This window comes from Burkholderia sp. AU30198 (assembly GCF_020419825.1).
Taxonomy (GTDB): domain Bacteria; phylum Pseudomonadota; class Gammaproteobacteria; order Burkholderiales; family Burkholderiaceae; genus Burkholderia.
Genome location: NZ_JAIZSA010000001.1, coordinates 585,664 through 611,920 on the forward strand (window position 1 = coordinate 585,664; position 26,257 = coordinate 611,920).

The 26,257-nt window shown below is 68.2% G+C and carries 23 protein-coding genes; 9 read left to right on the top strand and 14 right to left on the bottom strand.

Annotated elements, in window-relative coordinates; all coding sequences use genetic code 11:
• Window positions 1-47: 47 nt before the first annotated feature.
• Window positions 48-1,022 (bottom strand): LysR family transcriptional regulator, encoded by a 975-nt coding sequence (locus LGN19_RS02550; RefSeq protein ID WP_226213131.1) that lies wholly within the window; start codon window positions 1,020-1,022, stop codon window positions 48-50.
• 17 nt (window positions 1,023-1,039) lie between these two features.
• On the opposite strand from LGN19_RS02550, the gene LGN19_RS02555 reads away from it, so the two are divergent.
• Window positions 1,040-1,606: a cysteine dioxygenase gene (locus LGN19_RS02555; protein ID WP_122946903.1), complete on the top strand. Its 567-nt coding sequence runs from the start codon at window positions 1,040-1,042 to the stop codon at window positions 1,604-1,606.
• A 133-nt stretch (window positions 1,607-1,739) separates the two neighbouring features.
• Window positions 1,740-3,368 (top strand): rhodanese-related sulfurtransferase, encoded by a 1,629-nt coding sequence (locus tag LGN19_RS02560; RefSeq protein WP_226213132.1) that lies wholly within the window; start codon window positions 1,740-1,742, stop codon window positions 3,366-3,368.
• A gap of 78 nt (window positions 3,369-3,446) precedes the next feature.
• Here LGN19_RS02560 and LGN19_RS02565 read toward each other — a convergent pair whose 3' ends face one another.
• A complete protein-coding gene (locus tag LGN19_RS02565) occupies window positions 3,447-4,592 on the bottom strand; it encodes a glycerophosphodiester phosphodiesterase (RefSeq protein WP_175222022.1) in 1,146 nt (381 codons plus the stop codon).
• A gap of 375 nt (window positions 4,593-4,967) precedes the next feature.
• Here LGN19_RS02565 and LGN19_RS02570 point away from each other — a divergent pair, with 375 nt between their 5' ends.
• Together LGN19_RS02570 and LGN19_RS02575 are read left to right on the top strand one after the other, a co-directional pair.
• On the top strand, window positions 4,968-6,032 hold the full coding sequence (locus tag LGN19_RS02570; RefSeq protein ID WP_226213133.1) for a phytoene/squalene synthase family protein: 1,065 nt from the start codon (window positions 4,968-4,970) through the stop codon (window positions 6,030-6,032).
• A gap of 487 nt (window positions 6,033-6,519) precedes the next feature.
• Window positions 6,520-7,737 carry a porin gene (locus LGN19_RS02575; RefSeq protein ID WP_226213134.1) on the top strand — a complete coding sequence of 406 codons (1,218 nt, stop codon included), beginning with the start codon at window positions 6,520-6,522 and terminating at the stop codon, window positions 7,735-7,737.
• Window positions 7,738-7,898: 161 nt separating this feature from the next.
• Here the strand turns inward: LGN19_RS02575 and LGN19_RS02580 are convergent, their stop codons facing one another.
• The 7 genes from LGN19_RS02580 to LGN19_RS02610 all read right to left on the bottom strand — a co-directional run bounded on the left by LGN19_RS02580 (window position 7,899) and on the right by LGN19_RS02610 (window position 14,776).
• Window positions 7,899-8,063, bottom strand: a complete 165-nt coding sequence (locus LGN19_RS02580; RefSeq protein ID WP_205186411.1) for a hypothetical protein — start codon at window positions 8,061-8,063, stop codon at window positions 7,899-7,901.
• A 157-nt stretch (window positions 8,064-8,220) separates the two neighbouring features.
• Window positions 8,221-9,711 carry an efflux transporter outer membrane subunit gene (locus tag LGN19_RS02585; RefSeq protein WP_226213135.1) on the bottom strand — a complete coding sequence of 497 codons (1,491 nt, stop codon included), beginning with the start codon at window positions 9,709-9,711 and terminating at the stop codon, window positions 8,221-8,223.
• Between the two features lie 10 nt (window positions 9,712-9,721).
• Complete coding sequence (locus tag LGN19_RS02590; RefSeq protein ID WP_089453073.1) at window positions 9,722-10,876, bottom strand: ABC transporter permease; 1,155 nt, start codon at window positions 10,874-10,876, stop codon at window positions 9,722-9,724.
• Window positions 10,873-11,832, bottom strand: coding sequence for an ABC transporter ATP-binding protein (locus LGN19_RS02595; protein ID WP_226213137.1), 960 nt, complete (start codon window positions 11,830-11,832; stop codon window positions 10,873-10,875). Before LGN19_RS02595 ends, LGN19_RS02590 begins: the two co-directional genes overlap by 4 nt.
• Window positions 11,829-12,809: an HlyD family secretion protein gene (locus tag LGN19_RS02600; RefSeq protein ID WP_226213138.1), complete on the bottom strand. Its 981-nt coding sequence runs from the start codon at window positions 12,807-12,809 to the stop codon at window positions 11,829-11,831. Before LGN19_RS02600 ends, LGN19_RS02595 begins: the two co-directional genes overlap by 4 nt.
• Window positions 12,806-13,513 (bottom strand): TetR/AcrR family transcriptional regulator, encoded by a 708-nt coding sequence (locus LGN19_RS02605; protein ID WP_226213139.1) that lies wholly within the window; start codon window positions 13,511-13,513, stop codon window positions 12,806-12,808. Before LGN19_RS02605 ends, LGN19_RS02600 begins: the two co-directional genes overlap by 4 nt.
• A 192-nt stretch (window positions 13,514-13,705) precedes the next feature.
• The gene (locus LGN19_RS02610; protein ID WP_226213140.1) at window positions 13,706-14,776 is read right to left on the bottom strand and encodes a helix-turn-helix domain-containing protein; all 1,071 of its coding nucleotides are present in this window, start codon (window positions 14,774-14,776) and stop codon (window positions 13,706-13,708) included.
• Between the two features lie 293 nt (window positions 14,777-15,069).
• Between LGN19_RS02610 and LGN19_RS02615 the strand changes: the two genes are divergently transcribed.
• A complete protein-coding gene (locus tag LGN19_RS02615) occupies window positions 15,070-15,786 on the top strand; it encodes a hypothetical protein (RefSeq protein WP_226213141.1) in 717 nt (238 codons plus the stop codon).
• Between the two features lie 70 nt (window positions 15,787-15,856).
• Here LGN19_RS02615 and LGN19_RS02620 read toward each other — a convergent pair whose 3' ends face one another.
• The 3 genes from LGN19_RS02620 to LGN19_RS02630 all read right to left on the bottom strand — a co-directional run bounded on the left by LGN19_RS02620 (window position 15,857) and on the right by LGN19_RS02630 (window position 18,309).
• Complete coding sequence (locus tag LGN19_RS02620; protein WP_175222030.1) at window positions 15,857-16,282, bottom strand: cupin domain-containing protein; 426 nt, start codon at window positions 16,280-16,282, stop codon at window positions 15,857-15,859.
• A gap of 10 nt (window positions 16,283-16,292) precedes the next feature.
• Window positions 16,293-16,730: a carboxymuconolactone decarboxylase family protein gene (locus tag LGN19_RS02625; protein WP_006479143.1), complete on the bottom strand. Its 438-nt coding sequence runs from the start codon at window positions 16,728-16,730 to the stop codon at window positions 16,293-16,295.
• Window positions 16,731-16,824: 94 nt separating this feature from the next.
• Window positions 16,825-18,309, bottom strand: coding sequence for a PLP-dependent aminotransferase family protein (locus LGN19_RS02630; RefSeq protein WP_226213142.1), 1,485 nt, complete (start codon window positions 18,307-18,309; stop codon window positions 16,825-16,827).
• Window positions 18,310-18,573: 264 nt separating this feature from the next.
• On the opposite strand from LGN19_RS02630, the gene LGN19_RS02635 reads away from it, so the two are divergent.
• Both LGN19_RS02635 and LGN19_RS02640 read left to right on the top strand, forming a co-directional pair.
• Window positions 18,574-19,491, top strand: coding sequence for a LysR family transcriptional regulator (locus LGN19_RS02635; protein ID WP_122946918.1), 918 nt, complete (start codon window positions 18,574-18,576; stop codon window positions 19,489-19,491).
• Window positions 19,492-19,647: 156 nt separating this feature from the next.
• Window positions 19,648-20,397 carry an SDR family oxidoreductase gene (locus LGN19_RS02640; RefSeq protein ID WP_226213143.1) on the top strand — a complete coding sequence of 250 codons (750 nt, stop codon included), beginning with the start codon at window positions 19,648-19,650 and terminating at the stop codon, window positions 20,395-20,397.
• Between the two features lie 98 nt (window positions 20,398-20,495).
• Here LGN19_RS02640 and LGN19_RS02645 read toward each other — a convergent pair whose 3' ends face one another.
• Complete coding sequence (locus LGN19_RS02645; protein ID WP_226213144.1) at window positions 20,496-22,142, bottom strand: glycoside hydrolase family 32 protein; 1,647 nt, start codon at window positions 22,140-22,142, stop codon at window positions 20,496-20,498.
• A 175-nt stretch (window positions 22,143-22,317) separates the two neighbouring features.
• Window positions 22,318-23,895: a glycoside hydrolase family 68 protein gene (locus LGN19_RS02650; RefSeq protein ID WP_226213145.1), complete on the bottom strand. Its 1,578-nt coding sequence runs from the start codon at window positions 23,893-23,895 to the stop codon at window positions 22,318-22,320.
• Between the two features lie 172 nt (window positions 23,896-24,067).
• Between LGN19_RS02650 and LGN19_RS02655 the strand changes: the two genes are divergently transcribed.
• Both LGN19_RS02655 and LGN19_RS02660 read left to right on the top strand, forming a co-directional pair.
• Complete coding sequence (locus LGN19_RS02655) at window positions 24,068-25,096, top strand: substrate-binding domain-containing protein (RefSeq protein ID WP_226213146.1); 1,029 nt, start codon at window positions 24,068-24,070, stop codon at window positions 25,094-25,096.
• Window positions 25,097-25,495: 399 nt separating this feature from the next.
• Window positions 25,496-26,182: a type 1 glutamine amidotransferase domain-containing protein gene (locus tag LGN19_RS02660; RefSeq protein WP_122946922.1), complete on the top strand. Its 687-nt coding sequence runs from the start codon at window positions 25,496-25,498 to the stop codon at window positions 26,180-26,182.
• Window positions 26,183-26,257 lie beyond the last annotated feature (75 nt).

Consider the following 26,257-nt stretch of genomic DNA (forward strand, 5'->3'; position numbering starts at 1 on the left):
GCGCGGGCGTCGATCGGGCAGCGCGATGCCGTCGCCGCCCGGTTCGGTCACGCAGCCTTGCCGTGCGCCTGCTCGGGCAAAGCAAACGCCGTGCGCGCATGTGCGGCAACGGCTGCGAGCGGCGCATCGAAGCGGGCCGCATCGTGCCGGCGCAGCAACCACAGATCGATCTGCGGCTTGAAATCGGTGAGCGGCACGATGTCGAGCGCATCGCGCAGCGGGCTGCCTTCGACAAGCGGCAGCGGCATCAGCCCGATACCGAAGCCGTTCGCGACGCTCTGCAGCTGCAGGTCGCGGCCGTAGGTGTCGAGCGTGACCGGCATCGGCAGGCCCTGAGCGTCGAGCGCGCGCCGCAAGCCCGCACGAAAGCCGCAGCCGTCGGGATTGAGCACCCAGCCATGCGCGTGGCAATCGGCGAGCCGGTAGCTGCGGCGCGGCCAGTCACCCTTGCGGCCGACCGCGACGAGCCGCGTGGCCAGCAACCGTTCGCCCTCGACCTGCGCCGGCAGCACCATCTCGCGCGCGAGGAACACGAGCGCCGCATCGAGTTCGCGGCGGGCGACGCGCTCGACCAGCATGCCGCCCCACGCGGTCGTGACCTGCGTCGCGAGCGCGGGCCATTGCGCGGCGAGTTCGGCGATCAGCGCGGGCAGCATCAACTCGCCGAGGCCTTGCGTGAGCCCGATCCGGAATTCGCCGGCGGGCGGCTGCTCGCCGGCCGTCAGTTCGCGCAGCGCATCGACTTCGCGCAGGATCGCGCGACACTGCTCGAAGACCTGCCGGCCGATGTCGGTCGGGCGGGGCGGCTTCGTGTTGCGATCGAGCAGGATCACGCCGAGCGCTTCCTCGAGATTCTGGACGCGCCGCGTGATCGCGGGCTGCGTCATCCCGAGCTCGGCCGCGGCCTGGCTCAGGGTCTGGCAGCGGACGACCGCTGCAAAAGCGTCGATATCGCTAATTTTCATGTTTGTTCTGCATGGTCTTTCGGGTGCATCATGACGATCCATCATATTCGGCATCATATTCGAGGAGCCAGCCGATGAGTACGCTTTCGTTGCATCAGACGCCGCTGCGGCCGTTCGTCGACGGTCTGGGCGCGCTGCTCGCGTCCGGCGCGAACGAGGCGCGCATCCTCGACGAGGGCGGCGCGCTGCTTGCCGCGCTCGTCGAACACGACGACTGGTTGCCCGACGCATTCGCGCAGCCCGACCCCGCGCGCTATCGGCAGTACCTGCTGTATCTCGATCCGGACGAGCGGTTCTCGGTCGTCAGCTTCGTGTGGGGGCCCGGCCAGACGACGCCGATCCACAACCACACGGTGTGGGGGCTGATCGGGATGCTGCGCGGCGGCGAGTTCTCGCAGCCGTACCGGTTCGACGCAGCGGGCAAGCCCGTGCCGGCGGGCGACGCCGTGCGGCTGCAGCCGGGCGAAATCGAGGCCGTGTCGCCGCGCATCGGCGACGTCCATCGCGTGACCAACGCGTTCGCGGACCAGGTCTCGATCAGCATCCACGTGTACGGCGCGAACATCGGCAAGGTCGAGCGCGCGGTGTTCCTGGACGACGGTACCGTGAAACCTTTCGTGTCGGGCTATTCGAACGCCTGATACAACGCCCGCCGGCGCGGCTGGTTGCAAGCGACCGGCTGCGGGCGACCGGTTGCCCGCACGCGCCGGCGGGCCCAAGATTCATCCGTTCCGCTTTCTTCACCGACTTCAACGCATTCAAGACAGAGACACCGTGACGCAATCCGCCGATTCCACTTCCCGCTTTCCCGTCGCGTCGTACCACGACGTGCGCGCACGCCTGCTGGCCCGCGACGAGATCGCGCTGATCGACGTACGCGAGGAAGATCCGTACGCGCAGGGCCACCCGCTGTGGGCCGCCAACTTTCCGCTGTCGAAACTCGAACTCGACGCATGGACGCGGATTCCGCGCCGCGACACGCCGATCGTCGTGTTCGGCGAAGCAAACGGCGAGGATCTCGCGCCGCGCGCGGCTACGAAGCTCGCACAACTGGGCTATACCGACGTGCGGCTGCTCGACGGCGGCCTCGCGGGCTGGCTCGCCGCGGGCGGCGAACTGTTCATCGACGTGAACGTACCGAGCAAGTCGTTCGGCGAATGGGTCGAGGCCGAGCGGCATACGCCGTCGCTGTCCGCGCCGGAGGTGCAGGCGCTGATCGACGCGAAGGCCGACGTCGTGATCGTCGACGCGCGCCGTTTCGACGAGTACCAGACGATGAACATCCCGACGTCCACGAGTGTGCCGGGCGCGGAACTCGTGCTGCGCGTACGCGCGCTCGCGCCGAACCCGGCGACGCAGGTGATCGTCAACTGCGCGGGCCGCACGCGCAGCATCATCGGCACGCAGTCGCTCGTCAACGCGGGGCTGCCGAATCCGGTCGCCGCGCTGCGCAACGGCACGATCGGCTGGACGCTCGCGGGGCAGACGCTCGAGCGTGGCGCAGCGCGCCGCTTTCCTGACGACATCGACGCGACGCAGCGTGCCGACGCACGCCAGGCGGCGCGCTCGGTGGCCGAACGCGCAGGCGTGCCGCGCATCGCGCTCGCGGATGTCGCCACGCTCGACGAACCGGGCCGCACGCTGTACCGCTTCGACGTGCGCGCGCCGGAGGAATACGAAGCCGGCCACCTGCCGGGCTTCCTGAGCACGCCGGGCGGCCAGCTCGTACAGGAGACCGATCATCACGCGGCTGTGCGCGGCGCGCGGATCGTGCTCGCCGACGACGACGGCGTGCGCGCCGACATGACCGCGTCGTGGCTCGCGCAGATGGGCTGGGACGTGCGCGTCGTGGAGCCGGAGGACGGTACGGCGAAGTTCGGCGAGCGTGGCCAGCCGCCGCGCGACGTACCGGCGACGCCGCCCGTGACGGACGTATCGCCCGCGACGCTCGCGGGCTGGCTGAAGGAGGCAGCACCCGGCGAGCTGGCGATCGTCGACGTGACGGCCAGCGCGAACTACGTGAAGCGCCATATCCCGGGCGCGTGGTTCGCCGTGCGTGCGCAGTTGCGCGACGCGCTCGCGGCGATTCCGCCTGCGAAGCGCTATGTGTTCACGTGCGGGTCGAGCCTGCTGGCGCGGTTCGCGGCGGACGATGCGCGTGCGCTGCTGCCGGCTTCGGCTGACATCTCGGTGCTGACCGGTGGCACGGCCGCGTGGATCGAAGCCGGGCTGCCGCTCGAAAGCGGCGAGACGCATCTGGCGTCACCGCGCGTCGATCGCTACCGGCGCCCGTACGAAGGCACCGACAACGCGGCGGCCGCGATGCAGGCGTATCTCGACTGGGAGTACGGACTGGTCGATCAGTTGAAGCGGGACGGTACGCATCACTTCAACGTGATCTGACCGAGGCGGCGAAACGGGGCGCGGCGGCACGCAGTGCGCCGCGCCCCGTTACCGCACGACGGGCACGTTCTGCGCGTGTCAGCGCTTGAACGTATCGACGGCCGTGCGGCCGACGGCCGGATCGTCGGTGAAGAAGCCGTCGATGCCCGCGCGCAGGTACGCCTGGATTTCGCGCACCGAGCCGGCGGTATTGCGCGTGGCCGGCGTGCCGCCGTCCTTCAGCGACGCGGGCAGGAAGTTGTTCTCCGGGCGGAACGTGTACGGATGCACGACGAGGCCGGCCTCGTGCGCATAGCGCACGTAAGGCGTCGGCTGCTGCAGCGTGCCGTCCGCGGCAACCGCGATGATCGACGTCTTGTACGGGCCGACGCCGTTCGCATAGGTCGCGATCTCGCGCATGCCGTCGCGTGTCGACAGGTCGCCGTAGGTGCGCTTGTCGTTCGCCTTCACGAAGTCGTACGGGCGCTGGCCGGCTTCGTCCATCAGCTGCACGAGCTTCCAGTTCGGCTGGCTCGACTTGATCCGGTTGCGGATCGTCTTCAGGTTCGCGACCTCGAACGACTGGATGTAGACGGTCGCCGTGCGCGCCGTGTACGTGTCCTTCAGCAGCGCATCGACGAGACGGTCTTCGAGCGGCAGGTTGATCGACTGGAAGTAGGTCGGATGCTTGGTTTCCGGATACAGGTGGATCGTGCGGCCGGTCTGCGCGGACATCTGCTTCGCGAGCGCGACGATCTCGTCGAACGTCGGGATCTCGAACTGGTCGTTGTACGCGGTGTTCGCGGGGCGCACCTGCGGAATGCGCTCGCGGGCTCGCAGCGTCTTCAGCTCGGCGAGCGTGAAATCCTCGGTGAACCAGCCCGTCAGTTCCGCGCCGTCGATCGTCTTGGTCGCCTTGCGGCTCGCGAACTGCGGCAGCGTCGACACGTTCGTCGTGCCCGAGATCTCGTTCTCGTGACGCGCGACGAGCACGCCGTCGCGGGTCGACACGAGGTCGGGCTCGATCACGTCCGCGCCGTCCTCGATCGCCTTGCGGTACGACGCGAGCGTATGTTCGGGGCGCAGCGCACTCGCGCCGCGATGGCCGACCACCTGGACCTTCGCGGAAATCGGCTGGGTGGGATCGGACACGACGTCGTCGTCGCCACCACAGGCGGCGAGCAGGAACGCGGCGGCACAGGCGAACGGGACGTAGCGCAGGGAGGTCGGGCGCTTGAAGAGCATGGCGGTGAACCTTCGAAACGGGAGTCGGAAAGGGGCGGTCGCTCCGGCGGTGCGGCTGTCGTGCCGTGTCGCACGGAGTCGAATGGGACGCGATCGTCGCATCGAATAATTACATATGTATTGCTTTCACCTTTCCATTCAATATTTTTAGGGCGCGATGCCCGCGACAGGGCTGTCGGCGGCGGCCTGGCGCATGCCGCATTCCGCCCGTCTCGGGCAGGCCGCGCGCCGGATGCACTAAACTTGCGGGAATTTTGCATCGCCGCGCCGGGGCCGACGCCCGCCTGGCGCGACGATGCGGCGACTCGCGGGCCGGTGCGGGCGCCCGGCGCCCGTGTGCGCCCGGGGCCCGCGCCGGCCGATTTTTCCCGACCCATGACGACTCGAACTGATTCCGCTTTCCTGCTCGGCGACCTGCTGAAGAACGTTTCCCGCTCCTTCTACCTGACGCTGCGCGTGCTCCCCGACGGCATGCGCGACCCGGTCGGCCTTGCGTACCTGCTCGCGCGCGCGGCCGACACGATCGCCGACACGGCGCTCGTCGCCCCCGATCGCCGGGCGGCGTTGCTGACCGACCTGCGCGACGAGGTTGAACGGCTCGGTGACGGCGTTGCGCTGTCGCGCGCGCTCGAGGACGTGACGCGGATGCAGACCGATTCGCACGAACACGTGCTGCTCGGCTCGATAGAGCCGATGCTCGCGCTGCTGCGCACGCAGCCGGACGCCGATCGCGCGTCGATCCGCAAGGTCGTCGCGACGCTGACGGCGGGGATGGTGTTCGACCTGCGCACGTTTCCCGACGAGCAGTCGGGGCAGGTCGCGTCGCTGCCGACGCGCGCCGAACTCGACCGCTACACGTATCTCGTCGCCGGCTGCGTGGGCGAGTTCTGGACCGACATGACGGGCATGCACACGCCGGCCGCGCGTGGCTGGAACCTGCCGGACATGTGCGAGAAGGGCATCCGTTTCGGCAAGGCGCTGCAGATGACCAACATCCTGCGCGACTGCGGGAAGGATCTGCGCATCGGCCGCTGCTACTTGCCCGACGACGTGCTGGGCGCGCACGGGCTCCGCGTCGCCGACCTGATGGCGCCCGACGCGTCGGCGCGTGCGCGCGGCGTACTCGTCGACCTGCTGCGCGTGACGCTCGACCAGTATCGCGACGCCTGCCTGTATACGCTCGCGATCCCGCGCCGCTTCGTGCGGCTGCGGCTCGCGTGCCTGTGGCCGATCATGATCGGCCTCGAAACGCTCGAGCTGCTGGCCGGCCACGACGCGTGGCTCGATCCGGCGAAGCCGGCCAAGGTGCCGAGAAAGCGCGTCTACCGGATCATGGCGTCGTCGCTCGCACTGGTCGGCTCGAACGCCGCGATTCGTGCGCGCATGACCGCGCTCGCCGATGCGGTGAGCGCGCACCTGGTGCAACCGGCCACGCGCTGAATCGCACTGAACGATGCCGGCACGACAGGTGCCGGCGTCGCCTGTCGGCCCGCGTTCGCCGGGCCGCTCCCGTCCATCTCCCAGGCTTCGACTAAAACGTTTTCATTATTTCGTGTCACGAAATGTGGGTGTCATGAACGTCAGCGATCCTGCGCGGCGGCGTGAATCGTGGCGTCAGCCGCGGTCGCGCATTTGTAAGATGGATATTGCCGAAGGCATCTGACGACATCCGACGGTCTCGTTGCACCCGTAAAAATGTAAAGCTAGGGTTTTCACCGGGAAATGCCGGAGAGGCCCGCCGTGCAAGCGTTTTCAGGTGTTATGTAACCGTTTGGTGAACCCGCGCGTTGCGTCGATCATACGATGACCGACTGCTGTGTTGGGAAATAATCGGTAATCCGTCAGAATTGCGCCGGCATGTACTCGCACATGTGTCAGGTCATAAAACCACACCACAAAAGAAACATTCTTTGAGGACGGAGAATCAATGAAAAAGCGCGTCGCTGTTGCCATGACGGCAGCTGGCCTTGCAGCCGCTACCGCCGCTCACGCCCAGAGCAGCGTGACCCTGTACGGTATCGTCGATAACGGTCTGGCTTACCAGAACAACTCGTCGGCAGTCGGTGCAACCTCGGGTGGTCACTCGAAGGTGCAGATGTCCACCGGCGTGTGGGCAGGCAGCCGCTTCGGCCTGAAGGGCAGCGAAGATCTCGGCGGCGGCACGAAGGCGATTTTCCAGTTGGAAGCTGGCGTCAACACGGCTAACGGCTCGTCGCAGTGGACCAACGGCATCTTCACGCGTCAGGCGTGGGTGGGCCTGACCAACAACACGTACGGTACGCTGACGGCCGGCCGCCAGTACACCGCGTACTACACGCTGCTGTCGCCGTACAGCCCGACGACCTGGCTGACCGGCTACTACGGCGCGCACCCGGGCGATATCGACTCGCTGGATACCAGCTACCGCGCGAACAACTCGCTCGTGTACATGTCGCCGAAGTTCTACGGCTTCACGGTCGGCGGTTCGTACTCGTTCGGCGGCGTCGCAGGCGCGACGAACCGTGGCTCGACGTGGAGCGCGGCGATCCAGTACCTGAACGGCCCGGCAGGCATCGCGGTCGGCTATCAGAAGATCAACAACGCGACGCTCGGCGGCGGCGTGTGGGGCGCGAACTCGACGGTCCAGAACGGCCTCGATGCGAACGGCAACGGCGCACAGCCGGCAGTGTCGTCGATCAACAACGGCTACGCCACCGCGCAATCGCAACAGCGTATCGCTGTGACGGCTGGCTACCAGTTCACGCCGGCATGGGACATTTCGGCATCGTACTCGAACGTCCAGTACACGCCGGGCGTCGGTTCGTCGTTCCGCAACACGGCCATCTTCAACACGGCTGGCGCCGTGCTGCACTGGAAGGCAGCTGCTCAGTGGGACTTCGCAGCGGGCTACTCGTACACGGCGGCAACGCAGTCGAACGGCATCACGAGCGCAGCGAAGTACCATCAGGTCACGCTGTCGCAGTACTACAGCCTGTCGAAGCGCACGGGCCTGTACGCAGTTGAGGCTTACCAGCACGCAAGCGGCAACACGTTCAACGCCAAGACCGGCATCATCGCTGCAACGACGTCGATCGGCGACGGCGTGGGCGCAGGTTCGAAGCAGAACCAGATCGGTGTCGGCGTCGGCATGATCCACCGCTTCTGATGTCGCGCGGCGCGCGAGCGCCGCTTGCGGCACGCGGTATGAAAACCGGCCTTCGGGCCGGTTTTTTTTCGTCGCGACTCCTGCGCGAATCGGGCGGGACTGCGCCGACACCCTGATTCCCGGCGTCCCGGGCGGGCGTGTCCCGGCCGTCCGCAAGATGGTCATGCCTCGCGCGTGCGCAGGCGCCGGTATCCCCACAGCGCCACGAGCAGTACCGCTGCGCCTGCGCATGGCGCGACGACGAATCCGGCTCGTGCGCCGCCGTCATCCACGACCTGACCCGATGCCGCGGCGCCCAGCGCTACGCCGACATTCAGCCCGGTCATGCTCGGTCAATTGGCGCGCCAGTACCGATCGTTCCACCAGTGACATTGCCGCGAATGTGTCTCATGTTCACATCGAAGCGGCGGCACCTCCGGGTACCGTCATCGGCGAAGCCGCATCCGGCCGGTGCCGATGTCGTTCCGCCGCTCACTCCGCCGCTCACTCCGCCGCGTCATCCGTCCAGCTTCCTGCCAGCGCCTGGAACAGCGCCGCCGTATCGGCAAGCCGGTCGGCCTGCGCGCGCGTACGGTCGCGCGCCGTCTGAAGCGTCTGCCGCTGCGCGTCGAGCAGGTCGAACGTGCTGATCCCGCCTGCCGCGTAACGGTCGCCGGCAATCCTGTTGCTGGCCGCCGCTTCCTGCGCGGCGGTGTCTCTCGCCTGCAGTTCGGCCGCGTCGTGCTCGACCGCGCGCATCGCGTCGGCCACCTGCTGCAACGCGTCGAGCACGGTTTCCCGGTAACTCGCGAACGCCGCGTCGTACGCCGCTTCGGCCGCACGTTTCTTCGCGCGCAGTTCGCCGCCGTGAAAGAGCGGTTGCGTCAGGCCGAGGCCGACATTCCACACATTCAGCCCGCTCACGAGATCCGCGATGCGCGTGCGCTCCGAGCCGATCCCCGCCGAAATCGACAAGCGTGGATACAGGTTCGCGGTGGCGACGCCGACGTTCGCGCTCGCCTGGTGCAGCACGGCTTCGGCCGCGCGGATATCGGGCCGTTCGCGCGCGAGCGTCGACGGTAACGCGACGGGCAGCGTGTGTGGCAGCGCGAGCGCATCGAGCGTGAGGTCGGGCAGCACGGCATCGGACGGCGGCGCGCCGAGCAGGATCGCGAGCCGGTGGCTGGACTGCGTGAGGCGGGCCGCGAGCGGCGGCAGCGACGCCTGTGTCTGCGCGAGCAGCGCGCGTTGCGCATGCACGTCGGCCCGCGACACGCCGCCCGCCGCGAAACGCGCTTCGACGATGCGCAATTGCCGTGTTTGTGCGTCGATCAACTGCCGTGTGAGCGCGACCTGCTGCGCGAGCGACGCACGCAGGATCGCGGTCGCGACGACGTTGCCCGCGAGCGTCAGGCGCGCAGCGTCGAGCATGTACGCCTGGTAGTCGACTTGCGCGCGAAGCGCCTCGAGCGCGCGCCGGTTGCCGCCGAACACGTCGAGCACGTATGACACGCTCACCGACGCGTCATAAAGCGTGAACGGCCCCGGGCTGGGCACGTTGGCGGGCAGGCCGAACGCGGTCGTGTCGACCTGCTCGCGCGTGGCGGAAAGGCTCGCATCGACTTTCGGCAACATCGTTGCGCCGGCTTCGGCCGCATGGTTCTGCCGCGCTTCGTTGAGCCGCGCGCGGGCCTCGGCAAGCGTCGGGCTGTTATGCCACGCGGTATCGACGAGCCGGTTCAGGGGTTCGGAGTCGAACTGCGTCCACCATTGCCGAGGAGTGTGCACGGCGGAGGTGAACGCCTGTGCGTCGCCGGCCGGGCCGGCCGCGGCGGCTGTCGTCGAAGGCGGTTCGCCGCGCGTGTAGTGCTGCGTGGCAGGCGTATCCGGCGCATGGAAATCCGGCCCGACCGCGCATCCGGCGACGAGCAGCGCGGCGGCGGCCAGTGTGCAGCCGCGAGCGGCGTAGGAGGGGCGACGCGAAGCCGGTTTCATCGGGCGGCACCTAGTCGAGCGTACGCCGGTAGAAACGCAGCGCGACGCCCATCACGACGACGGTGAACAGCGCGACCGGCCACACGGACGGCCACAGGTCGCTCCAGCCGTTGCCTTTCAGCAGGATGCCGCGTACCAGGCGGTTGAAGTAGGTGAGCGGCAGCAGGTTGCCGATGAACTGTGCCCACTTCGGCATCCCGGCGAACGGGAACATGAAGCCCGACAGCAGGATGTTCGGCAGGAAGTAGAACACCGCGAGCTGCATGGCCTGCAACTGGTTCTGCGCGAGCGACGACAGCGTGATGCCGACCGTCAGGTTCGCGGCGATGAACAGCAGCGCGGACAGGTAGATCGCGAACACGCCGCCGACGAACGGCACGTCGAACACGAAGCGCGCCGCGGCGACGATGATCGATACCTGGATCAGCCCGATCAGCACGTACGGGACGATCTTGCCCGTCATCACCTCGAGCGGCCGCACGGGCGTCGCGAGCAGGTTCTCCATCGTGCCGCGCTCGCGTTCGCGCGTGATCGCGAGGCCCGTCATCATCACCATCGTCATCGTCAGGATCACGCCCATCAGGCCGGGCACGACGTTGTACTGCGTGATGCCCTCGGGGTTGTACAGCCGGTGCAGCACGACGTCGAACGCGGCCGGGCGCCCGTTCAGGTAGGCGAGCGGGCCCGTCAGGTCCTTGTCCGCGACGGGTTGCACGAGGCCCGGCAGCGCGCCGATCGCCGATGCGGTCGCGACGGGATCGGTCGCGTCCGCCTCGACGAGCAGCGACGGACGCTCGCCGCGCAGCAGCCGCCGCGAGAAATCGGCCGGCACGTTCAGCACGAACTGCACGTCGCCGCGGGCGAGCGCATGCCGGCCGGCCGCCTCGTCGGGCAGCGTCTCGACGATGTCGAAGTACGCGGAATTGCGCATCGCGGCGACGAAGCTGCGCGCGAACGGGCTCGCATCGGCGACGATCACCGCCGTGGGCAGGTGCTTCGGATCGGTGTTGATCGCGAAGCCGAACAGCGTGAGCTGGATGATCGGTACGCCTACGATCATCGCGAACGTCACGCGGTCGCGCCGCAGCTGCAGGAATTCCTTCAGCACGATGCTCCACCAGCGGGCGACCGAGAATGCGTCGCGCAGACGCGCCCACGCGTTCATGACGACGCTCCGCCGGGCGGCCCGGATGCGCGGCCCATCATGAAGATGAAGACGTCCTCGAGCCCGGTGTCGATCGGCGCGACCTGCAGCGCGGCGGGCCCGCCGGCCTGCGCGGCGACCTGCGCGAGCGTCGCGTCGAGCCGGGCGGGATCGCGGCCGCTCACGTGCAGCGCCGAGCCGAACACGACCGTCTGGTCGACGCCCGGCATCGTGCGCAGCTGGGCAGACAGTTCGCTCAGATGCGCGCCGGTGATCGCACGGGTCGCGAGCCCCTGCGACGCGACGATCTCCGCCGACGTGCCCTGCGCGAGCAACTCGCCGTACGCGATGTACGCAAGCTTGTGGCAGCGCTCGGCTTCGTCCATGTAGTGCGTGCTGACGAGCACCGAGATTCCCTGCGCGGCCAGCCGGTGCAGTTCTTCCCAGAAATCGCGGCGCGCCGCCGGGTCGACGCCGGCCGTGGGCTCGTCGAGCAGCAGCAGCGCCGGCTCGTGCAGCATGCACGCGGCCAGCGCGAGGCGCTGCTTCCAGCCGCCCGACAGCGCGCCCGTGAGCTGGTCGGCGCGGCTCGCGAGGCCGAGCGAGTCGAGCGCGCGCGCGACGGCCGCCTTGCGGTCGCGCATCCCGTACACGCGCGCGACGAAGTCGAGGTTCTCGCGGATCGACAGGTCTTCCCAGTACGAGAAGCGCTGCGTCATGTAGCCGACGCGCCGCTTGATCTGCGCGCTGTCGCGCACGATGTCGTAGCCGAGACAGGTGCCGCTGCCCGAGTCGGGCGTGAGCAGCCCGCACATCATCCGGATCGACGTGGTCTTGCCGCTGCCGTTCGGCCCGAGAAAGCCGAAGATCTCGCCGCGCGCGACGCGCAGCGTCACGTCCTTCACGACATGCTTGTCGCCGAAATGCTTGTTCAGGCGATCGACGTCGATCGCGTACGGTGCCGGCGGCGCGTTCATGGCACCCTCACGGCGACCGGCTGGCCCGGGTGCAGTTTCGGCGCGTTGGCGACGGCGGGGCGCGCCTCGATCATGAACACGAGCTTGGTTCGGCTCTCGTTGCTGTAGATCACGGGCGGCGTGTACTCGGCCTCGTTCGACACGTAGGTGATGCGCGCGGGCACATCGGCTGCACAGCCGTCGCAGTGGATCGCGACCGTGCGCCCCGGCGCGAGCGATGCGATGCGGGCCTCCGGCACGAAGAAGCGCACCTTCAGGTTTTGCGGCGGCAGCATCTGCACGACCGGATTGCCGGCTTGCACCCATTCGCCGACGCGATACAGCGTGTCGTACACACGCCCGGCGGCGGGCGCGGCGACGCGCTTCTGATCGAGTTTCCATTGCGCCTCGGCGACTGCCGCCTGCGCGGCGTCGACCTGCGCGGCCTGCGCGGCGACCTGCTGCGCGCGGCCGGGCAGGCGCGCGACGTCGACTTGCTTCTGCAGTTCGCGCATCTGCGCGGCAGTGGTTTGCGCGGACGTGCGCGAATCGTCGAGCTGCTGCTTCGACAGGCCGCCAGCCGCGTACTGGCTTTCGTCGCGCGCGAGTTGCGCGGCGGCTCGCGCGGCCTGCGCGGCGGCCTGTGCAAGCTGCGCTTGCGTGACCGCGATTTCCGGCGGGCGCTTGCCGGTCTGCAGGTCGGCAAGCTGCGCGCGGGCGGCCGCGAGCTGGTGCTGCGCCTGCAGCAGCGCGGCCGTTTCGCTGACGGCTTCGAGCGAGAATGCCGGCGTGCCGGCGGTGAGGGTCTGGCCGCGCGCGACCGACAACTGCGTCAGCGTGCCCGATTGCGACGACGACAGGTACACGAATTCGCCTTCGACGTAGCCCTGGTAGGTCGTGCCGTTGCCGGCCGACCGTCCGCAACCGGCGAGCAACGCGACAGCGACGGCGATGACGGCGGCGGCCAGCGCGAGCGGCAGCGCGCGGGGCGCGTTCATGACGGCCTCCGCGGCGACGGCGAGCGGGCCCGCGTGCGAGGTGCGGCGGCCGGCGGCTGCATGCCCGAACCGAGCAGCGCGCGGACGTGGCGGTGCAGCACGTCGCGGTCGATCGGCGGCAGGCCGCCGCGCGCGCTTTGCCACAGTTTCGCGGTCGCGAGCGGCAGCATCACCAGCGCGATGATCGAATGAAACAGGAACGCGGGTTCGAGCGCGGGGTTAAGCGTACCGGCCTGCTGCGCGCAGCGGATGCGTTCGGCGAAGCGCCCGACATGTTCGAGCGGAATGCGCCGGACCATCCGCTCGCGCAGCAGCCCGCCTTCATGGATGATCTCGCGCAGCCAGATCGACGGCAGCCACGGCATGCGGCGCGTGACGTCGAAGAAGCGGTCGACGAGTTCGGCGACGAGCGCGAACGGATCGTTTTCGATCTGCGGGTCGGTCGGCCGCCACACGAACGCGATGGCCTGCGCGAGCCGTTCCTCGACGATCGCGTCGAGCAACTGCTCGCGATTCGTGAAGTAGTAGTGAACCATCGCCGACGTGACGCCGGCGGCGGTGGCGATCTGCGCGACGGTCGTCGCGGCGATGCCGCGCTCGGCGAACAACTGCATCGCGACGTCGAGCATGTGGTCGCGCAGGTCGAAATCGTCGACCGACGGGCGGCGCCCGCGCGGCCTGGCGACGGTGGATTTCGCGTTCATGAAATCGACGCTAATTGATGAGTTAGTTAATTTCAAGGAAGGGTTTTCGCTGCGCTTGACCAGGATCAGGTGCGGCTCGAATCGCGGCGCGTGCGGGCGTGGTGTCGCGACGGTCGTGCACCGCCACGCGGCGTTCGAATGAAGGAAGCGGCTACAGAAGAAGCGCCGCGCGCGAACGCGGGTGTCGCGCGCTCAGGCCGCGCGCCGGTTGCCCTTGACGATCCAGTCGCTGAACGTCGCGTCCGCCGGCCCGCGGCGCGGTGCGGCTGCCACCGCGCCCAACGACGCTTCGTCGGAATGCCGAGGGGGCTGCTCGATCGTTTCACGCGGGCTGTGCCCGAATTCGGCCTTGAACGACCGGCTGAAGTGCTTGTCGCTGGCGAATCCGTAGCGCCATGCAAGATCCGCGATGCGGGTTCGCGGGCGGGTCGGGTCCGCGAGCCTGTTCCGGATACGCACGAGCCGGGTGCGCTGCACGAGCTTCATCACGCCGCCGTCCGGCTGGAACAGCCGGTACAGCTTCGGGCGCGAAACGCCGATCGCCTTGCAGATCGCGTCCGGACACAGGCCGGGGTCGGTCAGGTGCTGCTCGATGTAGCTTCGCGCGCGCTCGCGCAGCGCGGCGTCGATCTCCGTGCCGGCCTGCATCAGCGTGTCGGGGCAGGGTTGCACGCACGCGTGCAGCAGGTTCGTCGTCGCCTGCGTCAGATAAGGCACCTGCGCGGCGGACAAGCCCGCCAGGTTGTCGTGGAACGCGAGCAGGTAGTCGGCGAGGATGCCGCCCATCGCCGGCGCCATCGCCCAGCCGTGCAGCTTCGCGGTATCCGGATGGAACAGGTCTCGCGGCAGGGTCACGATGACCGTGTCGCCGGTTCTGACGATGCAGTCGAACGCATGCGCCGTGTCGATCAGGTACAGGCCGCCCGGGCGCGTATCGACCGTCCTTTTGCCGAATTGCCAGGTGATGCTGCCGCCGAGATGCAGCAGCAGGTAGTAGTGATCCAGCCCGTCGGCGCGGATCTGCCGCGCGGTGCGCGCCATCCCGTATGCGACGTTGCGGTCGGGATTCAGCCAGGTGCGCCGGCCCATCGTGTACGGCCCGACGCGCGTCGCGTCGAACTGGCAGTCGAACGGCACCGACCGGTCGTCGGGGGCGGCGAACGACCAGCTGCCGCTGGCGGCCGCCCATGCGTCGAACCGCTCGGCGGGCGGCGCACCGAGCGTGGAAACGCGATAGGTGTCCAGCACGGACGGGCTGTTCATGGCTTGCCCTTCGGGTAGGGAAGACGCCGTTTCGTTGATTCCCGGAAACAGGAAAACGGAACGCGAAAAACGCGATGCCGGCAGGTCGAACGGAAAGGCAACAAATAGAGACGCACAGACACCTGTCGTCGCGCGGGCCATCATATCATCGGCCCGCAACACGCTTGAACCACGACAAACAAACATGAAAAGCAGTACCGAGGGCCGTGCGTGAAAACAGTCGGGAACCGGCTGCTGTTTGCAAGGCGGTATCCGGGGCAGCCATGACGAAAAAAAGATGGGCCGGGGTGTCGATGGCGGCGCTGGCCAGTCTGCTCCTGCCCGCGTGCGGGGGATCGGACAGGCCGGCGCCGGATTCGACGGGCAGCCGCGCGAACGGGGTCGATGTATCAAAATCCGAATGCGATCCGCTTTATCGGGACGGCGATACCGTCCGCCTGCATGTGTATGTGCGCGCGTCGGCGCACAGCCCGATTGCCGACGACGGCGTCGTGACGCGGACGTATTTGCCGGCCACGTTCCAAGGCATGTCGCTGACACGGGAAACCGAAGCCGCGGCCGATTCGATCGTGCAAACGCATCGCTACTATCGCGTCGGTCATGGCGTGCGCACGTATTACGGCGAGGATCAGACCATCGCCGGCAAATTGATGCTGCGTGACATTTATGCGCCGCCCTATGCGGAGGCGATCAGCCTCGAAGGAAACGAATCGGCGCTATATCGCGATACGGTCACCGTTCCGGCCGACGGCCAGCAAACGGCCGTTTCGATTCGGCGTGCCTATGTCGGGCGCGACACCGTTCGCCTACGGAACGGCAAGACGTTCGCCGGCGCATGCCATTACCGGATCACGCAGGTCGCGGCCGATTCGGACGGCCGGGTGACGACCGTCGCCGACGAATGGCGGGCACCCGGTGTCGGCGTGGTCAAAACGGTCGCGGCCGTTGGCGGGATCGACACCGTAACGCGGGAACTGGAATCGGCCACGGTCGGTGGCCGGGTGTATTGAGGCCGGCCCGCGCGCGGGCCGCGCCGACAGCCCGATTCACGGGCCGTTCGGCGTGCCGCCGCCCGCGACGTTACTGATCGATCGGCGACGTCAGCGGCGCGTGTTCGCCGGTCAGCCCGAACACGACAAGCTGTGCGGGCTCGGTCGCGCTTGCGTTGCGCGACACCTGGTGGCGGGAGCCGGGCGCCTCGTACCAGCCTTCGCCGGCACGGTAGCGATGCAGCGGCCCGCCGTTCACCTGCGACAGCACTTCGCCTTTCGACACGACAGCGAATACCGAGCCGAGGTGTTTGTGCGCCTCGGAAGCCTGTCCGGGCGCATAGTCGACGGTCGCGACGACCGCAAGCTTGCCGGGCGCCTCGGGCACGGCCTGCTGCATGATCGTGTGCACGTTGTCGCCGGCGTCGTGCGCGCGGGCGACGGCCGGCAGCAGCGCGGCGCCGGCCGCGAGCGATGCGCACAGGGCGGCGCGACGGAGGAGCGTAGCGTGAGTCATCGTCGTCTCCTTACTCGGGCATCTTGCGGAACGCGATCGCGAAGCGGTTCCACGAGTTGATCGTCGCGATCAGCATCGACAGGTCGAACAGTTCCTCGTCGGTGAAGTGCGGCTTCACGGCTTCCCAGACGGCGTCGGGCACGTGGTTGCTGGCGACCAGCGTCAGCGCCTCGGTCCATTCGAGCGCCGCGCGTTCGCGTTCGGTGAAGAACGGCGTTTCGCGCCACGTGACGACGGTGGCCAGGCGGCGGTCGGTTTCGCCGCCCTTGCGCGCGTCGGTCGTGTGCATGTCGACGCAGAACGCGCAGCCGTTGATCTGCGACGCGCGCAGTCGGACGAGTTCGGCGAGCGGCTTCTCGATCGAGCTCTTCGCGAGGAATTCCTCGGCGTTGCGCATCACCTTGATCGCATTCGGGCTGGCGGCATAGAAGTTCAGGCGCGGTTGCATGGCAGGTCCTTGTTCGGTGGGAGCGCACGGTGGCGCGACAGGACCCACTTTAAGGCGCATGCTGGCCTGCTTGAATGGCCAATTTCCGGTAAATTCAGGTAACCAGTGGCGGGTTGCCGAGGCTGCCCGAACCCAGCAGGCCGGCCAGCTTCGCGAGCGCCGTGTCGATGCGCAGTGCGTCGATCCCGCCATAGCCGAACAGCAGCCCCGCACGGACCGGCACGCCGACGTGGAACGCCGAGATGCCGTACAGGCCGATGTCCTGCGCGCGGGCCCCGCGGACCAGCGCCGCTTCGTCGAGCCCCGGCTTCAGGTAGGCGGCGAGGTGGATGCCGGCAGTCGGCACGATCGCGTCGAACCACGGCGCGAGTTCGCCGCGCAGATGCGCGATCAGCATCTTGCGGCGCGCATCGTAGTGCTTCTGCACGCGCTTCAGGTGCCGCGCGAAATCGCCTTCGAGCATGAAGCGCGCGAGCGCCGCCTGCGTCAGCGTGCAGGTATGCCAGTCGACGATCTGCTTCGCCTTGGCCAGCGCGCCGCGCAGTGCACGCGGCGGAATCGCGTAGCCGATCCGTAGTTCGGGAAAGATCGTCTTCGAGAATGTGCCGACATACGCGACGAGGCCCGTGCGGTCGAGGCTCTTCAGCGATTCAACCGGCCGGCCCTCGAAGCGGAATTCGCCGTCGTAATCGTCCTCGATGATCACTGCGCGGCGGCGCTGCGCCCATTCGAGCAGCGCGACGCGGCGGTCCAGCGTCATCGGCATCCCGAGCGGGAACTGATGCGAAGGTGTGACGTAGACGAGGCGCGCGTCGTCGGGCAGCCGTTCGGTGACGAGGCCGTGCGCGTCGACCGGCACGCCGATCACCGTCGCGCCGAGCGACGCGAACGCGGCGCGCGCGGGTGGATAGCCGGGATCCTCGACTGCGACCACATCGCCGGGCCGCACGACGACACGGGCGATCAGGTCGAGCGCCTGTTGCGCGCCTTGCGTGACGAGCACGTCGTCCCAGCCGCACGCAACCGCGCGGCTGAACGCGACATAGCGCGCGATCGCGCCGCGCAACTGCGGATCGCCGGCCGGGTCGTGGTACTGGGCTGGGCCGCGCATCTGCTGGCGCAATGCGTGATGCAGGCAGCGCCGCCACGCGTCGAACGGGAACAGCGCCTTGTCGGTCACGCCGCCGCGGAAGTCGAAGCCGGGCGAATCCTGCGGCATGGGCATCGAGAGCGCGTCGGGCAGATCGTCCCACAGCGTGCGGGCATCGACCGCGTCGACGCGCGGTGCTTCCTCGACGAGCGACGGCGCCGACATCGCCGCGGCGTGCGGCACGCGCGCGAGGCCGTCGGCGACGAACGTGCCGTCGCCCGCGCGCGTATTCAGGTAGCCCTCGGCGACGAGACGCTCGAACGCGTCGAGCGTCGTCTTGCGCGAGACGCCGAGCTGTTTCGCGAGGTCGCGCGTCGACGGCAACCGCGCGCCGCCGGCGAGCCGCCCGTCGACGATCGCGGTGCGCAGTTGCCGGAAGATTTGCCCCGTCAGGTCGTGACGGCCTTCGATGCGGATGGCGATGTCCATCGCGGTGGTTACCTCGATTGCCGTGATTTTGTGTCGGCCAGCATACCGGAAGTCGATCGCAGCGGCATGGTGCGGGCTGCTTGATTGCGTGGTGGCTTGGCGGGATGCCTGCACCGGTCGCCATGAGGCGAGGAAGCGGGGGCGTCCGGCCGAACCGACCGGGCGCGGCATCCTGGCGACTGGCATCCGCTGACCGCATCGCCGGATTGGACCTCGGCTGGCCGCTGCCTTACGATCCACGAAACCCCACACCGGAGCGAGCCCATGCTGTCCGAAGACGAACTTGCGCTGCTCGACGCGATCCGTGCCACCGGCAGCCTGTCGCGCGCGGCGGCGCGGCTCGGCAAGGCGCCGTCGACGGTGTCGCACGCGGCGCGCCAGCTCGAAACGCGCTTCGACGCGCTGCTGTTCGACCGGCGTGGCTACCGGCTGCAGCTCACGCCGGCCGGACAGTTGCTGACCGACGAGGCGGCACGGCTGGCACTGGACGTCGCGCGGCTGACGCAGCGCGTGCGGCAGGTCGCGAGCGGCTGGGAAGACCGGCTGTGGATCGTCAGCGACGAGGTGCTGGAGTTCGACACGCTGCTGCCGGTCGTCCGCGCGTTCGATGCGCTCGACTCGGGCGTGTCGTTGCGTTTCACGCACGAAGTGCTCGGCGGCACCTGGGAAGCGCTGCGCGACGGGCGCGCGGACCTGGTGGTCGGCGCGACCAACGAGCCACCGGCGATCCCCGGCTTCAAGTGGTTCGAGCTGGGCGCGATGGAATGGGTGTTCGCGGTGTCGCCGCGCCATCCGCTGGCCGCCGCGAGCGGTGCGCTGACGCGGGACGCGATCGGCGCGCACCGCGCGGTCGTCGTCGCCGATTCGTCGCGGCGTGCGGCGGGCCGCGCGTATGGCCTGCTCGGCGGCCAAGCCGTGCTCGCGGTGCCGTCGATGCGCGCGAAGATCCTTGCACAGCGCGACGGGCTCGGCGTCGGCTGGGTGCCGCGCAGGCGCGTCGCGTCGTTGCTCGCGCGCGGCGAACTCGTGGAAAAACAGACGGCCGATCCGCGCGAGCCGAACCTGCTGTATGTCGCGTGGCACGGCGACCGGGACGGCCGCGCGCTGCAATGGTGGCTCGAGCAATTGCGCGAACCGAGGCTCGCGCAGCGCCTGCTCGACGGCATCGACGTGGCCGGCTGACGCGGCGCGGAACGGAGCGGAGCGGGTCAATCGAACCCGCCCGCCCAAACACGTTCGACGATTTCGCACATGTTCGCCGCACCCGTCGTACGGCAAGGCCGGGCGCCGCGCGCATCCTGTGTTCACGGTCAACTCACCGGTTCACAGGAGAACATCATGCAACGCTTCGAAGGAAAGACGGTCCTCGTCACGGGCGGTAACAGCGGCATCGGCCTCGCGGCCGCCAACGCATTCGCGGCAGAAGGCGCGCGCGTCATCATCACCGGGCGCGATGCGCAGACGCTCGAGGCCGCGCGGCAAACGCTCGGCGCAGGCGCGCTCGCGATCCGCAACGAGGCCGGCAGCGTCGCGTCGGCCCGCGCGCTGGCCGATGCGATCGCATCGGCGGGGGCACGGCTCGACGCCGTGTTCATCAACGCGGGCGTGGCGAAACTCGCGCCGTTCGCCGACAGCGACGAGGCCATGTGGGATCTCGTGTTCAACACCAACGTGAAGGGCGCGTATTTCCAGATCCAGTCGCTGGTGCCGCTGCTGAACCGCGGTGCGTCGATCGTGATCAACGGCTCGATCAACGCGCACATCGGGATGCCCGGCTCGTCGGTGTACGCGGCTAGCAAGGCGGCCGTCAATTCGTTCGCGAAGACGCTGTCGGCGGAACTGCTGCCGAACGGCGTGCGCGTGAACGTCGTGAGCCCCGGGCCCGTGCAGACGCCGCTCTACGGCAAGCTCGGGTTCGATGCGGCCACGCTCGACGCAACGGCCGACAAGATCAAGGGCCTCGTGCCGGTCGGCCGGTTCGGCACCCCGGACGAGATCGCGTCGACGGTGTTGCACCTCAGCGCGCCGGAATCCGCGTTCATCGTCGGCGCGGAGATCATCGCGTCGGGCGGGATGGGCTTGCTCTGAGCGATGAGGCCACGGCGGGGATTGCAGCCGGCCGGCATGACGCCGGGCGGGCAGTCCCCGCCACTTGTCGGACGGATGGCGTCCTCACATCGCATCCATCACCGCGCCGTACAGGCACCAGGCCTGTCACCACCGGCTTCGAGCTGCGTCACCGTGAGCCCGGAGAACGTCGCGCGGCCTTGCTCGGCAAACACGGCGATGCGGTCCGCGTCGAGCGGCGGGAAGATCAGGTCGGTGAGCGCCACGCGGCCGCCGTTCGCGAACACTTCGACCGAGCCGCGATCGACGACGATCTCGAGCCGCAACTGCCCATGCTCGAGCGGGAGGTTCACGATGTGCTCGCGGCTGAACGTGTCGGCGAAATTGGTTTCGCCGGACTGCGACCGGTCGAGCGTCAGCGTGCGCTTCTCCGTGTCGTACACGATCCGCGTGCCGACCGAGCCATCCGCCGAGCGCCGGACGATCAGGCCCGCCTGTGCCGCGTGCTGCGGCGCGATCGTGACCGTGATGCGCTGGACGACGCCGCGCGTCGTGGCCGACAGCGCGCGTGTCGTGGAATCGACCGTGAGGTCGCCTTCATGGACGGCGGGACGGCCGTCCGCCCATGCATCGAACGCGGCGGCCGGTGCGACGACGAGCGCCGGTTCGCCGTCGATCGTTTTCAGCGACAGTTCGCGCGGCAGGGTCGTCGCGCCACGCCACGGCGCGGTCGGCACTTTCGCCGCGTAATCCCAGTTGCTCATCCACGCGATGGCTACCGGCCGTGTGCCGGGTGCGCCCGAGAAGGTGCCGGCTGCGTAGAAGTCCGCGCCATGGTCGACCCAGCGGAATTGCGCGGGATCGGAGCCGGCGGGCGCAATGCGATCCGGCGTAAACGTGCGACCGTCGAAGTTGCCGACGAAGTACATGGCGCCGGAGCCGCCGGCGATCGACCACGGGTTGACATTGACGATCATGACCCACCGGATTCGCGCCGGGTCGCCGTCGAGCGGCAGCGGTACGAGGTCGGGCATTTCCCACAGCGTGCCGTCGTGCGGCACGCCTGGCCGCATGAAGTCGCTCAGGAATGTCCAGTGGATCAGGTCGTCCGAGCGATAGAGCTTCACGACGTGCGCGTCGGCGACGACCGTCGTCATCAGCCAGTAGCCGCCCGGCGCATACCACGTCACTTTCGGGTCGCGAAATTGCTTCGATTCCGGATCGAGCGTCAGCACCGGATTGTGTGCGTACGGCTGCCAGGTCGTGCCGTGATCGAGGCTGTACGCGAGCGACTGCGCCTGGATGCCCGGCGCGTGACCGGAGCCCGCCTTGTACACGCTCGTATAAAGCGCGACGAGCGGCGGGTGGCCCGGCTTGCCCAGGCCGGACGTATTGAGGCGGTCGGCGACGATCGAGCCGGAGAAGATTTCCTCCGTCGCGTTCGCGCGCATCGCGACCGGATGCTCGCGCCAGTGGACGAGATCGGTGCTCGTCGCGTGGCCCCACGACATGTTGCCCCAGTCGCGGCCGAGCGGATTGTATTGATAGAACAGGTGATAGCGGCCGTTGTCGTAGACGAGCCCGTTCGGGTCGTTCATCCAGTTGCGCGCGGGTGTGTAGTGGACCGCGGGGCGCCATTGCGGCGTGCCGTTGTCGGCCGGCGCATTGCAAGGTGTGGCGGCGACCCGGGTACAGGCCGCGCAGGCCATGCAGGCGAGCAGCATCCGGGCGATCCGGACAGAAAAGCGAAATGACGTCGATATCATGCGGGGTCCCGTGCTCCGCCGTGCAAAGCGGGAAAGGAGGGCGCATGCCGCTTTCAATGGCGGTGTGCGCAATGGATGGAGGGAAAAAAGGGGAGGCGCGCACGCGACACGCGCGATACGCGCCTCCGTAACCCCGTGCCTTTACCAGCGTTCGTTATTGTTGGTTATCCTGATTTCACTGGCCGTTGCCGCCGTTGTGACCGGCACCGGTCGCGGGCAGGTTCGCCGGAATGTCGCCGTAGCCGCCGAGCCCACCGCGTCCATAGGCTCGATCGACCGCCGTCGACGTGCCGTTGATGTTGACCTTCACCGTCGGCGCGAGCGTGCCGCCGCGGCGCGGCCCGATCGCATCGATGAACGACTCGACGAGCCCGCCCGGCATCACGTAGTGCGAATACGACTGGAATTCGCGCGGGTTCTGGTTCGGGTCCTGCGAATACGGTGCGCCGGCCGGTGCGGAGAAGTCGGTCGGGTTGCCGAGCACGAGACCGCTGCCGCTGTTCAGCGGCAGGAAGTCGCTGCGGATGCCGTTGCCGACGAAGCCGTACACGCCGTCCGGGCCGTCGACGCCGGCCGCCATCGTCGTGCGGTGGCTGATCGTGAACAGGTAGTACTTGCCGTCCTTCAGGTAGATCTGCGGGCGCTCGGTCTGGTCGTCGACGCAGTTCGCCGACAGGATCGGCGGCAGGAACTTCCACTCGGTCAATTGCGGGTTCGTCGCGATCGCCAGGCCGACGTTGGCCTTTTGATACACTGCGCCCGAATTCATCACCGCGTTGAGATCTTCCTTGTACGGATCGTTCGGCGCGTAGCCGAGGTCGGCTTCGGTGCAGGTGCGAGCGCCGCGCGGGCCGCCCGTGTTGCCCTCGAAGACCATGTAGGTCTTGCCCGGGTGCGCGGGATCGGTGAACACGAACGGATCGCGGAACGAGAAGTAGGTGTTCTGCTGGCCGGTCTGGTAGTAGTTGCCGTCCGGCTGCAGCAGCGCCTTGTGATCGTCGAAGCCGCTGAACCACACGTGCTTGTCGTCCGCGTGGATGTGGCCGTCGGCGCGCGTGATGATTGCCTGCGGCGGCGTGATGTCGGCGCCGCCGGGCGCCGAGCGGTTGAACGACGTCGCGGTGTAGTAGAGGCTGACGTTGTCGCCGTTCGTGAGGCGCGCCGAGCCCGACCATTCTGCGTTGTTGGTCATCGGCGCGGTGCCGAACACCTTGACGCTGGCGCCGTCGGGGAACAGGTGGCCACCCCAGGTCCAGCCGCCGTTCGCCGGGCGCTGCGATGCGGGGATGCCCGCGCGGCGGTAGAAGAAGCCGATGCGCGCATGGACGTGACGGTCGTCGAACGTATAACCGGCGTGCGGATCGGCGGTGAGCGAGAAGATCACCTCCCAGCCCTTGTAGCTGAGCTGGTTCGCGCGCAGGTCGGCCAGGGGCCACGTGTCCCATACCCACACGTTCGAGTTGATCAGCGGGAAATCCTGCGGGATGTCCGGCATCGTCAGCGCTTGCGGCAGCGAGTTCTTGTCGGCGCCGGCGGTGTGCGACTGCGCGACGATCTGGCGGATGTCAGCGCGGGTCCAGCGCATCGTGAAGTTGCCTTCGGGATCGTAGGCCTGCTGCGTATGGGGCGTGGGCAGGGGCGCGCCCGTGCCGGCGGACTGCGCATGCGCGACGGACGCGAAGGCGGCGAGTGCGCCGCCAGCGAGGAACACGCGTTGGACCGCCGTCCGGCGGAAAAAGGAAAAATATGTCATCTCGTCGTCGTTTCCAGGGAAAGTGAAAGTGAACGGCTGAGTGGGCATCGATGTCCAAACCGGTTTGGATGCTATTTCAAACCGGTTTGGACGTCAAAAGATAATTATTTGACGGTAATCGCTACCGAACGGAAACAATTGCCGCCCATTGGTATGCCGTGCGGCATAGGGAATGCGAGGAACGACGGTGAAGGTGAATCTGAAGGCGCTATCGGACGCGCTCGGGCTGTCGCGGACGACGGTCAGCCGCGCGCTGAACGGTTACGACGACGTCAGCGAGGCGACGCGCGAACGCGTGGCGCGGGCTGCCCGGGAAATGGGCTATGTGGCGGATCCGACCGCGCGCCGGCTCGCGACCGGGCGCGCGGACGTGATCGGGATCGTCTATCCGTTCGGCGCGGGCGATCTCGGCGATCCGCGTTTCGGCGAGGTCGTCGCGGGCATCACCGAGCGGCTCGCGGAACGCAATCTGGATTTCATCATCGCGTCGGCGCGGCCGAACGCGGAACTGGACACCTATCGGCGCATTGTCGACGGCAAACTCGTCGATGGCCTGATCGTCGCGCGCACGCTGGTCGACGATCCGCGCATCGCGTACCTGCAAGCGAGCGCATTTCCGTACGTGGCCTACGGCCGGACCCAGGTCGCCGAGCCGTATGCGTGGTTCGATTTCGACAACGAGGCCGGCGCGCGGGACGCGGTGCGCCGGCTGACGGCGTTCGGGCATCGGCGCATCGCGATGATCAGCGCGCCGCTGGCACTGAATTTCGCCGCGCAGCGTCGTGCAGGCTATCTGTCGGCACTGCGCGAAGCCGGCATCGAGCCGGATCCGGCGTGGCTGGTCGAGTGCCCGTTTACGCACGACGGCGGGTTGCAGGCCGTGCGGGCGCTGCTCGCGCGCACCGAGCGGCCGACGGCGCTGCTGGTCGACAACAATATCGCGGGCGGCGGCGCGTTTCGGGCGCTCGTGGATAGCGGGCTGCGGCTGGGCGAGGACATGTCGCTGATCGTCTACGACGGCGTGCCGCCGGACATCGCGCATCCTTGTCGCGTGACGGCGGTCGTGCAACCGACCGGTCACGCGTCGGGGCGCGCACTGGCGGAACTGATGCTGCGGCTGCTGGGTGACGGCGTGCGCGAGCATCGGCTCGAGGCGCCGGCAATCGAGGCAGGAGACACGGACGGTCCGTTGCGCGGCTAGCCGGCGCGGTGCAGGGGAGGGACGCGAGCGACCGCAACCACTTGCGGAGTGCGCTCCTCCGAAAAGGCCATGACGACGGCAGGGGCGAATGTCCGTTTACTAGACGACCGGTCTAATCCGGGGCTATCATCCGTCCTCATGAATGCGGCGACGTCCGTGGCACTGGCAAAAAAGACGCGAAAATGCCATTTCGCGCTGCGATGCTGATGGTGCAGCGAGACGCCGTCGTTTTATTTTGAATTGTTCTAGACGACTGGTCTAATAGGCGCATGTCGCATTCGGATACGCGGGTCGCACGTTGACGCGTCGCAACTGACTAACCGACAGGCGCGCCGCGCCGGCCGGGTTGCCCGGTTGTGCAGCCCCGTTCCCCATCCATTTTCGAAGGAGTGTCCGATCATGAAGATTCTGGTTGTCCTGACCTCGCACGACACGCTCGGCGACACCGGCAAGAAGACCGGCTTCTGGCTCGAGGAACTGGCCGCGCCGTACTACGCGTTCAAGGATGCGGGCGTCGAACTGACGCTTGCGTCGCCGAAGGGCGGCCAGCCGCCGCTCGACCCGAAAAGCAACGATCCGGCCGCCCAGACCGACGCGACGCGCCGCTTCGAAGCCGATGCGGCGGCCAAGGCCGAACTGGCTTCGACGCGCAAGCTGGCCGACGTGTCCGTGGACGACTACGACGCCGTGTTCTACCCGGGCGGCCATGGCCCGCTGTGGGATCTCGCCGAGGATCTGCATTCGATCGGCCTGATCGAGCGCGCGCTGGCGGCCGGCAAGCCGGTCGCGGCCGTGTGCCACGCGCCGGGCGTGCTGCGTCACGTGAAGAACCCGCAGACCGGCGAATCGGTTGTGCGCGGCAAGCGCGCGACGGGCTTCACCAACAGCGAGGAAGCGGCCGTCGAACTGACGGAAGTGGTGCCGTTCCTCGTCGAGGACATGCTGAAGACCAACGGCGCGCAATTCGAGCGCAGCGCCGACTGGGCGCCGCATGTCGTCACCGACGGGCTGCTGATCACGGGGCAGAACCCCGCATCGTCGGAGCCGGCCGCCGAAGCGCTGCTCGCGCTGCTCGGCCACCGCTAAGCCGCCAAGCCGCCAAGCCGCCAAGCCGCCAAGCCGCCAAGCCGATGGCGCCGGCCGGGCCGGCGCCGTACCGTA

Coding starts and splice junctions, on each gene's coding strand:
- LGN19_RS02615 (WP_226213141.1), top strand. CDS start 15,070: ATGGCGGCGCTGGCCAGTCTGCTCCTGCCCGCGTGCGGGGGATCGGAC.
- LGN19_RS02590 (WP_089453073.1), bottom strand. CDS start 10,876: ATGAACGCGTGGGCGCGTCTGCGCGACGCATTCTCGGTCGCCCGCTGG.
- LGN19_RS02645 (WP_226213144.1), bottom strand. CDS start 22,142: ATGATATCGACGTCATTTCGCTTTTCTGTCCGGATCGCCCGGATGCTG.
- LGN19_RS02630 (WP_226213142.1), bottom strand. CDS start 18,309: ATGGACATCGCCATCCGCATCGAAGGCCGTCACGACCTGACGGGGCAA.
- LGN19_RS02570 (WP_226213133.1), top strand. CDS start 4,968: ATGACGACTCGAACTGATTCCGCTTTCCTGCTCGGCGACCTGCTGAAG.
- LGN19_RS02600 (WP_226213138.1), bottom strand. CDS start 12,809: ATGAACGCGCCCCGCGCGCTGCCGCTCGCGCTGGCCGCCGCCGTCATC.
- LGN19_RS02640 (WP_226213143.1), top strand. CDS start 19,648: ATGCAACGCTTCGAAGGAAAGACGGTCCTCGTCACGGGCGGTAACAGC.
- LGN19_RS02620 (WP_175222030.1), bottom strand. CDS start 16,282: ATGACTCACGCTACGCTCCTCCGTCGCGCCGCCCTGTGCGCATCGCTC.
- LGN19_RS02655 (WP_226213146.1), top strand. CDS start 24,068: ATGCGAGGAACGACGGTGAAGGTGAATCTGAAGGCGCTATCGGACGCG.
- LGN19_RS02565 (WP_175222022.1), bottom strand. CDS start 4,592: ATGCTCTTCAAGCGCCCGACCTCCCTGCGCTACGTCCCGTTCGCCTGT.
- LGN19_RS02550 (WP_226213131.1), bottom strand. CDS start 1,022: ATGATGCCGAATATGATGGATCGTCATGATGCACCCGAAAGACCATGC.
- LGN19_RS02660 (WP_122946922.1), top strand. CDS start 25,496: ATGAAGATTCTGGTTGTCCTGACCTCGCACGACACGCTCGGCGACACC.
- LGN19_RS02650 (WP_226213145.1), bottom strand. CDS start 23,895: ATGACATATTTTTCCTTTTTCCGCCGGACGGCGGTCCAACGCGTGTTC.
- LGN19_RS02605 (WP_226213139.1), bottom strand. CDS start 13,513: ATGAACGCGAAATCCACCGTCGCCAGGCCGCGCGGGCGCCGCCCGTCG.
- LGN19_RS02625 (WP_006479143.1), bottom strand. CDS start 16,730: ATGCAACCGCGCCTGAACTTCTATGCCGCCAGCCCGAATGCGATCAAG.
- LGN19_RS02610 (WP_226213140.1), bottom strand. CDS start 14,776: ATGAACAGCCCGTCCGTGCTGGACACCTATCGCGTTTCCACGCTCGGT.
- LGN19_RS02555 (WP_122946903.1), top strand. CDS start 1,040: ATGAGTACGCTTTCGTTGCATCAGACGCCGCTGCGGCCGTTCGTCGAC.
- LGN19_RS02575 (WP_226213134.1), top strand. CDS start 6,520: ATGAAAAAGCGCGTCGCTGTTGCCATGACGGCAGCTGGCCTTGCAGCC.
- LGN19_RS02595 (WP_226213137.1), bottom strand. CDS start 11,832: ATGAACGCGCCGCCGGCACCGTACGCGATCGACGTCGATCGCCTGAAC.
- LGN19_RS02580 (WP_205186411.1), bottom strand. CDS start 8,063: ATGACCGGGCTGAATGTCGGCGTAGCGCTGGGCGCCGCGGCATCGGGT.
- LGN19_RS02635 (WP_122946918.1), top strand. CDS start 18,574: ATGCTGTCCGAAGACGAACTTGCGCTGCTCGACGCGATCCGTGCCACC.
- LGN19_RS02585 (WP_226213135.1), bottom strand. CDS start 9,711: ATGAAACCGGCTTCGCGTCGCCCCTCCTACGCCGCTCGCGGCTGCACA.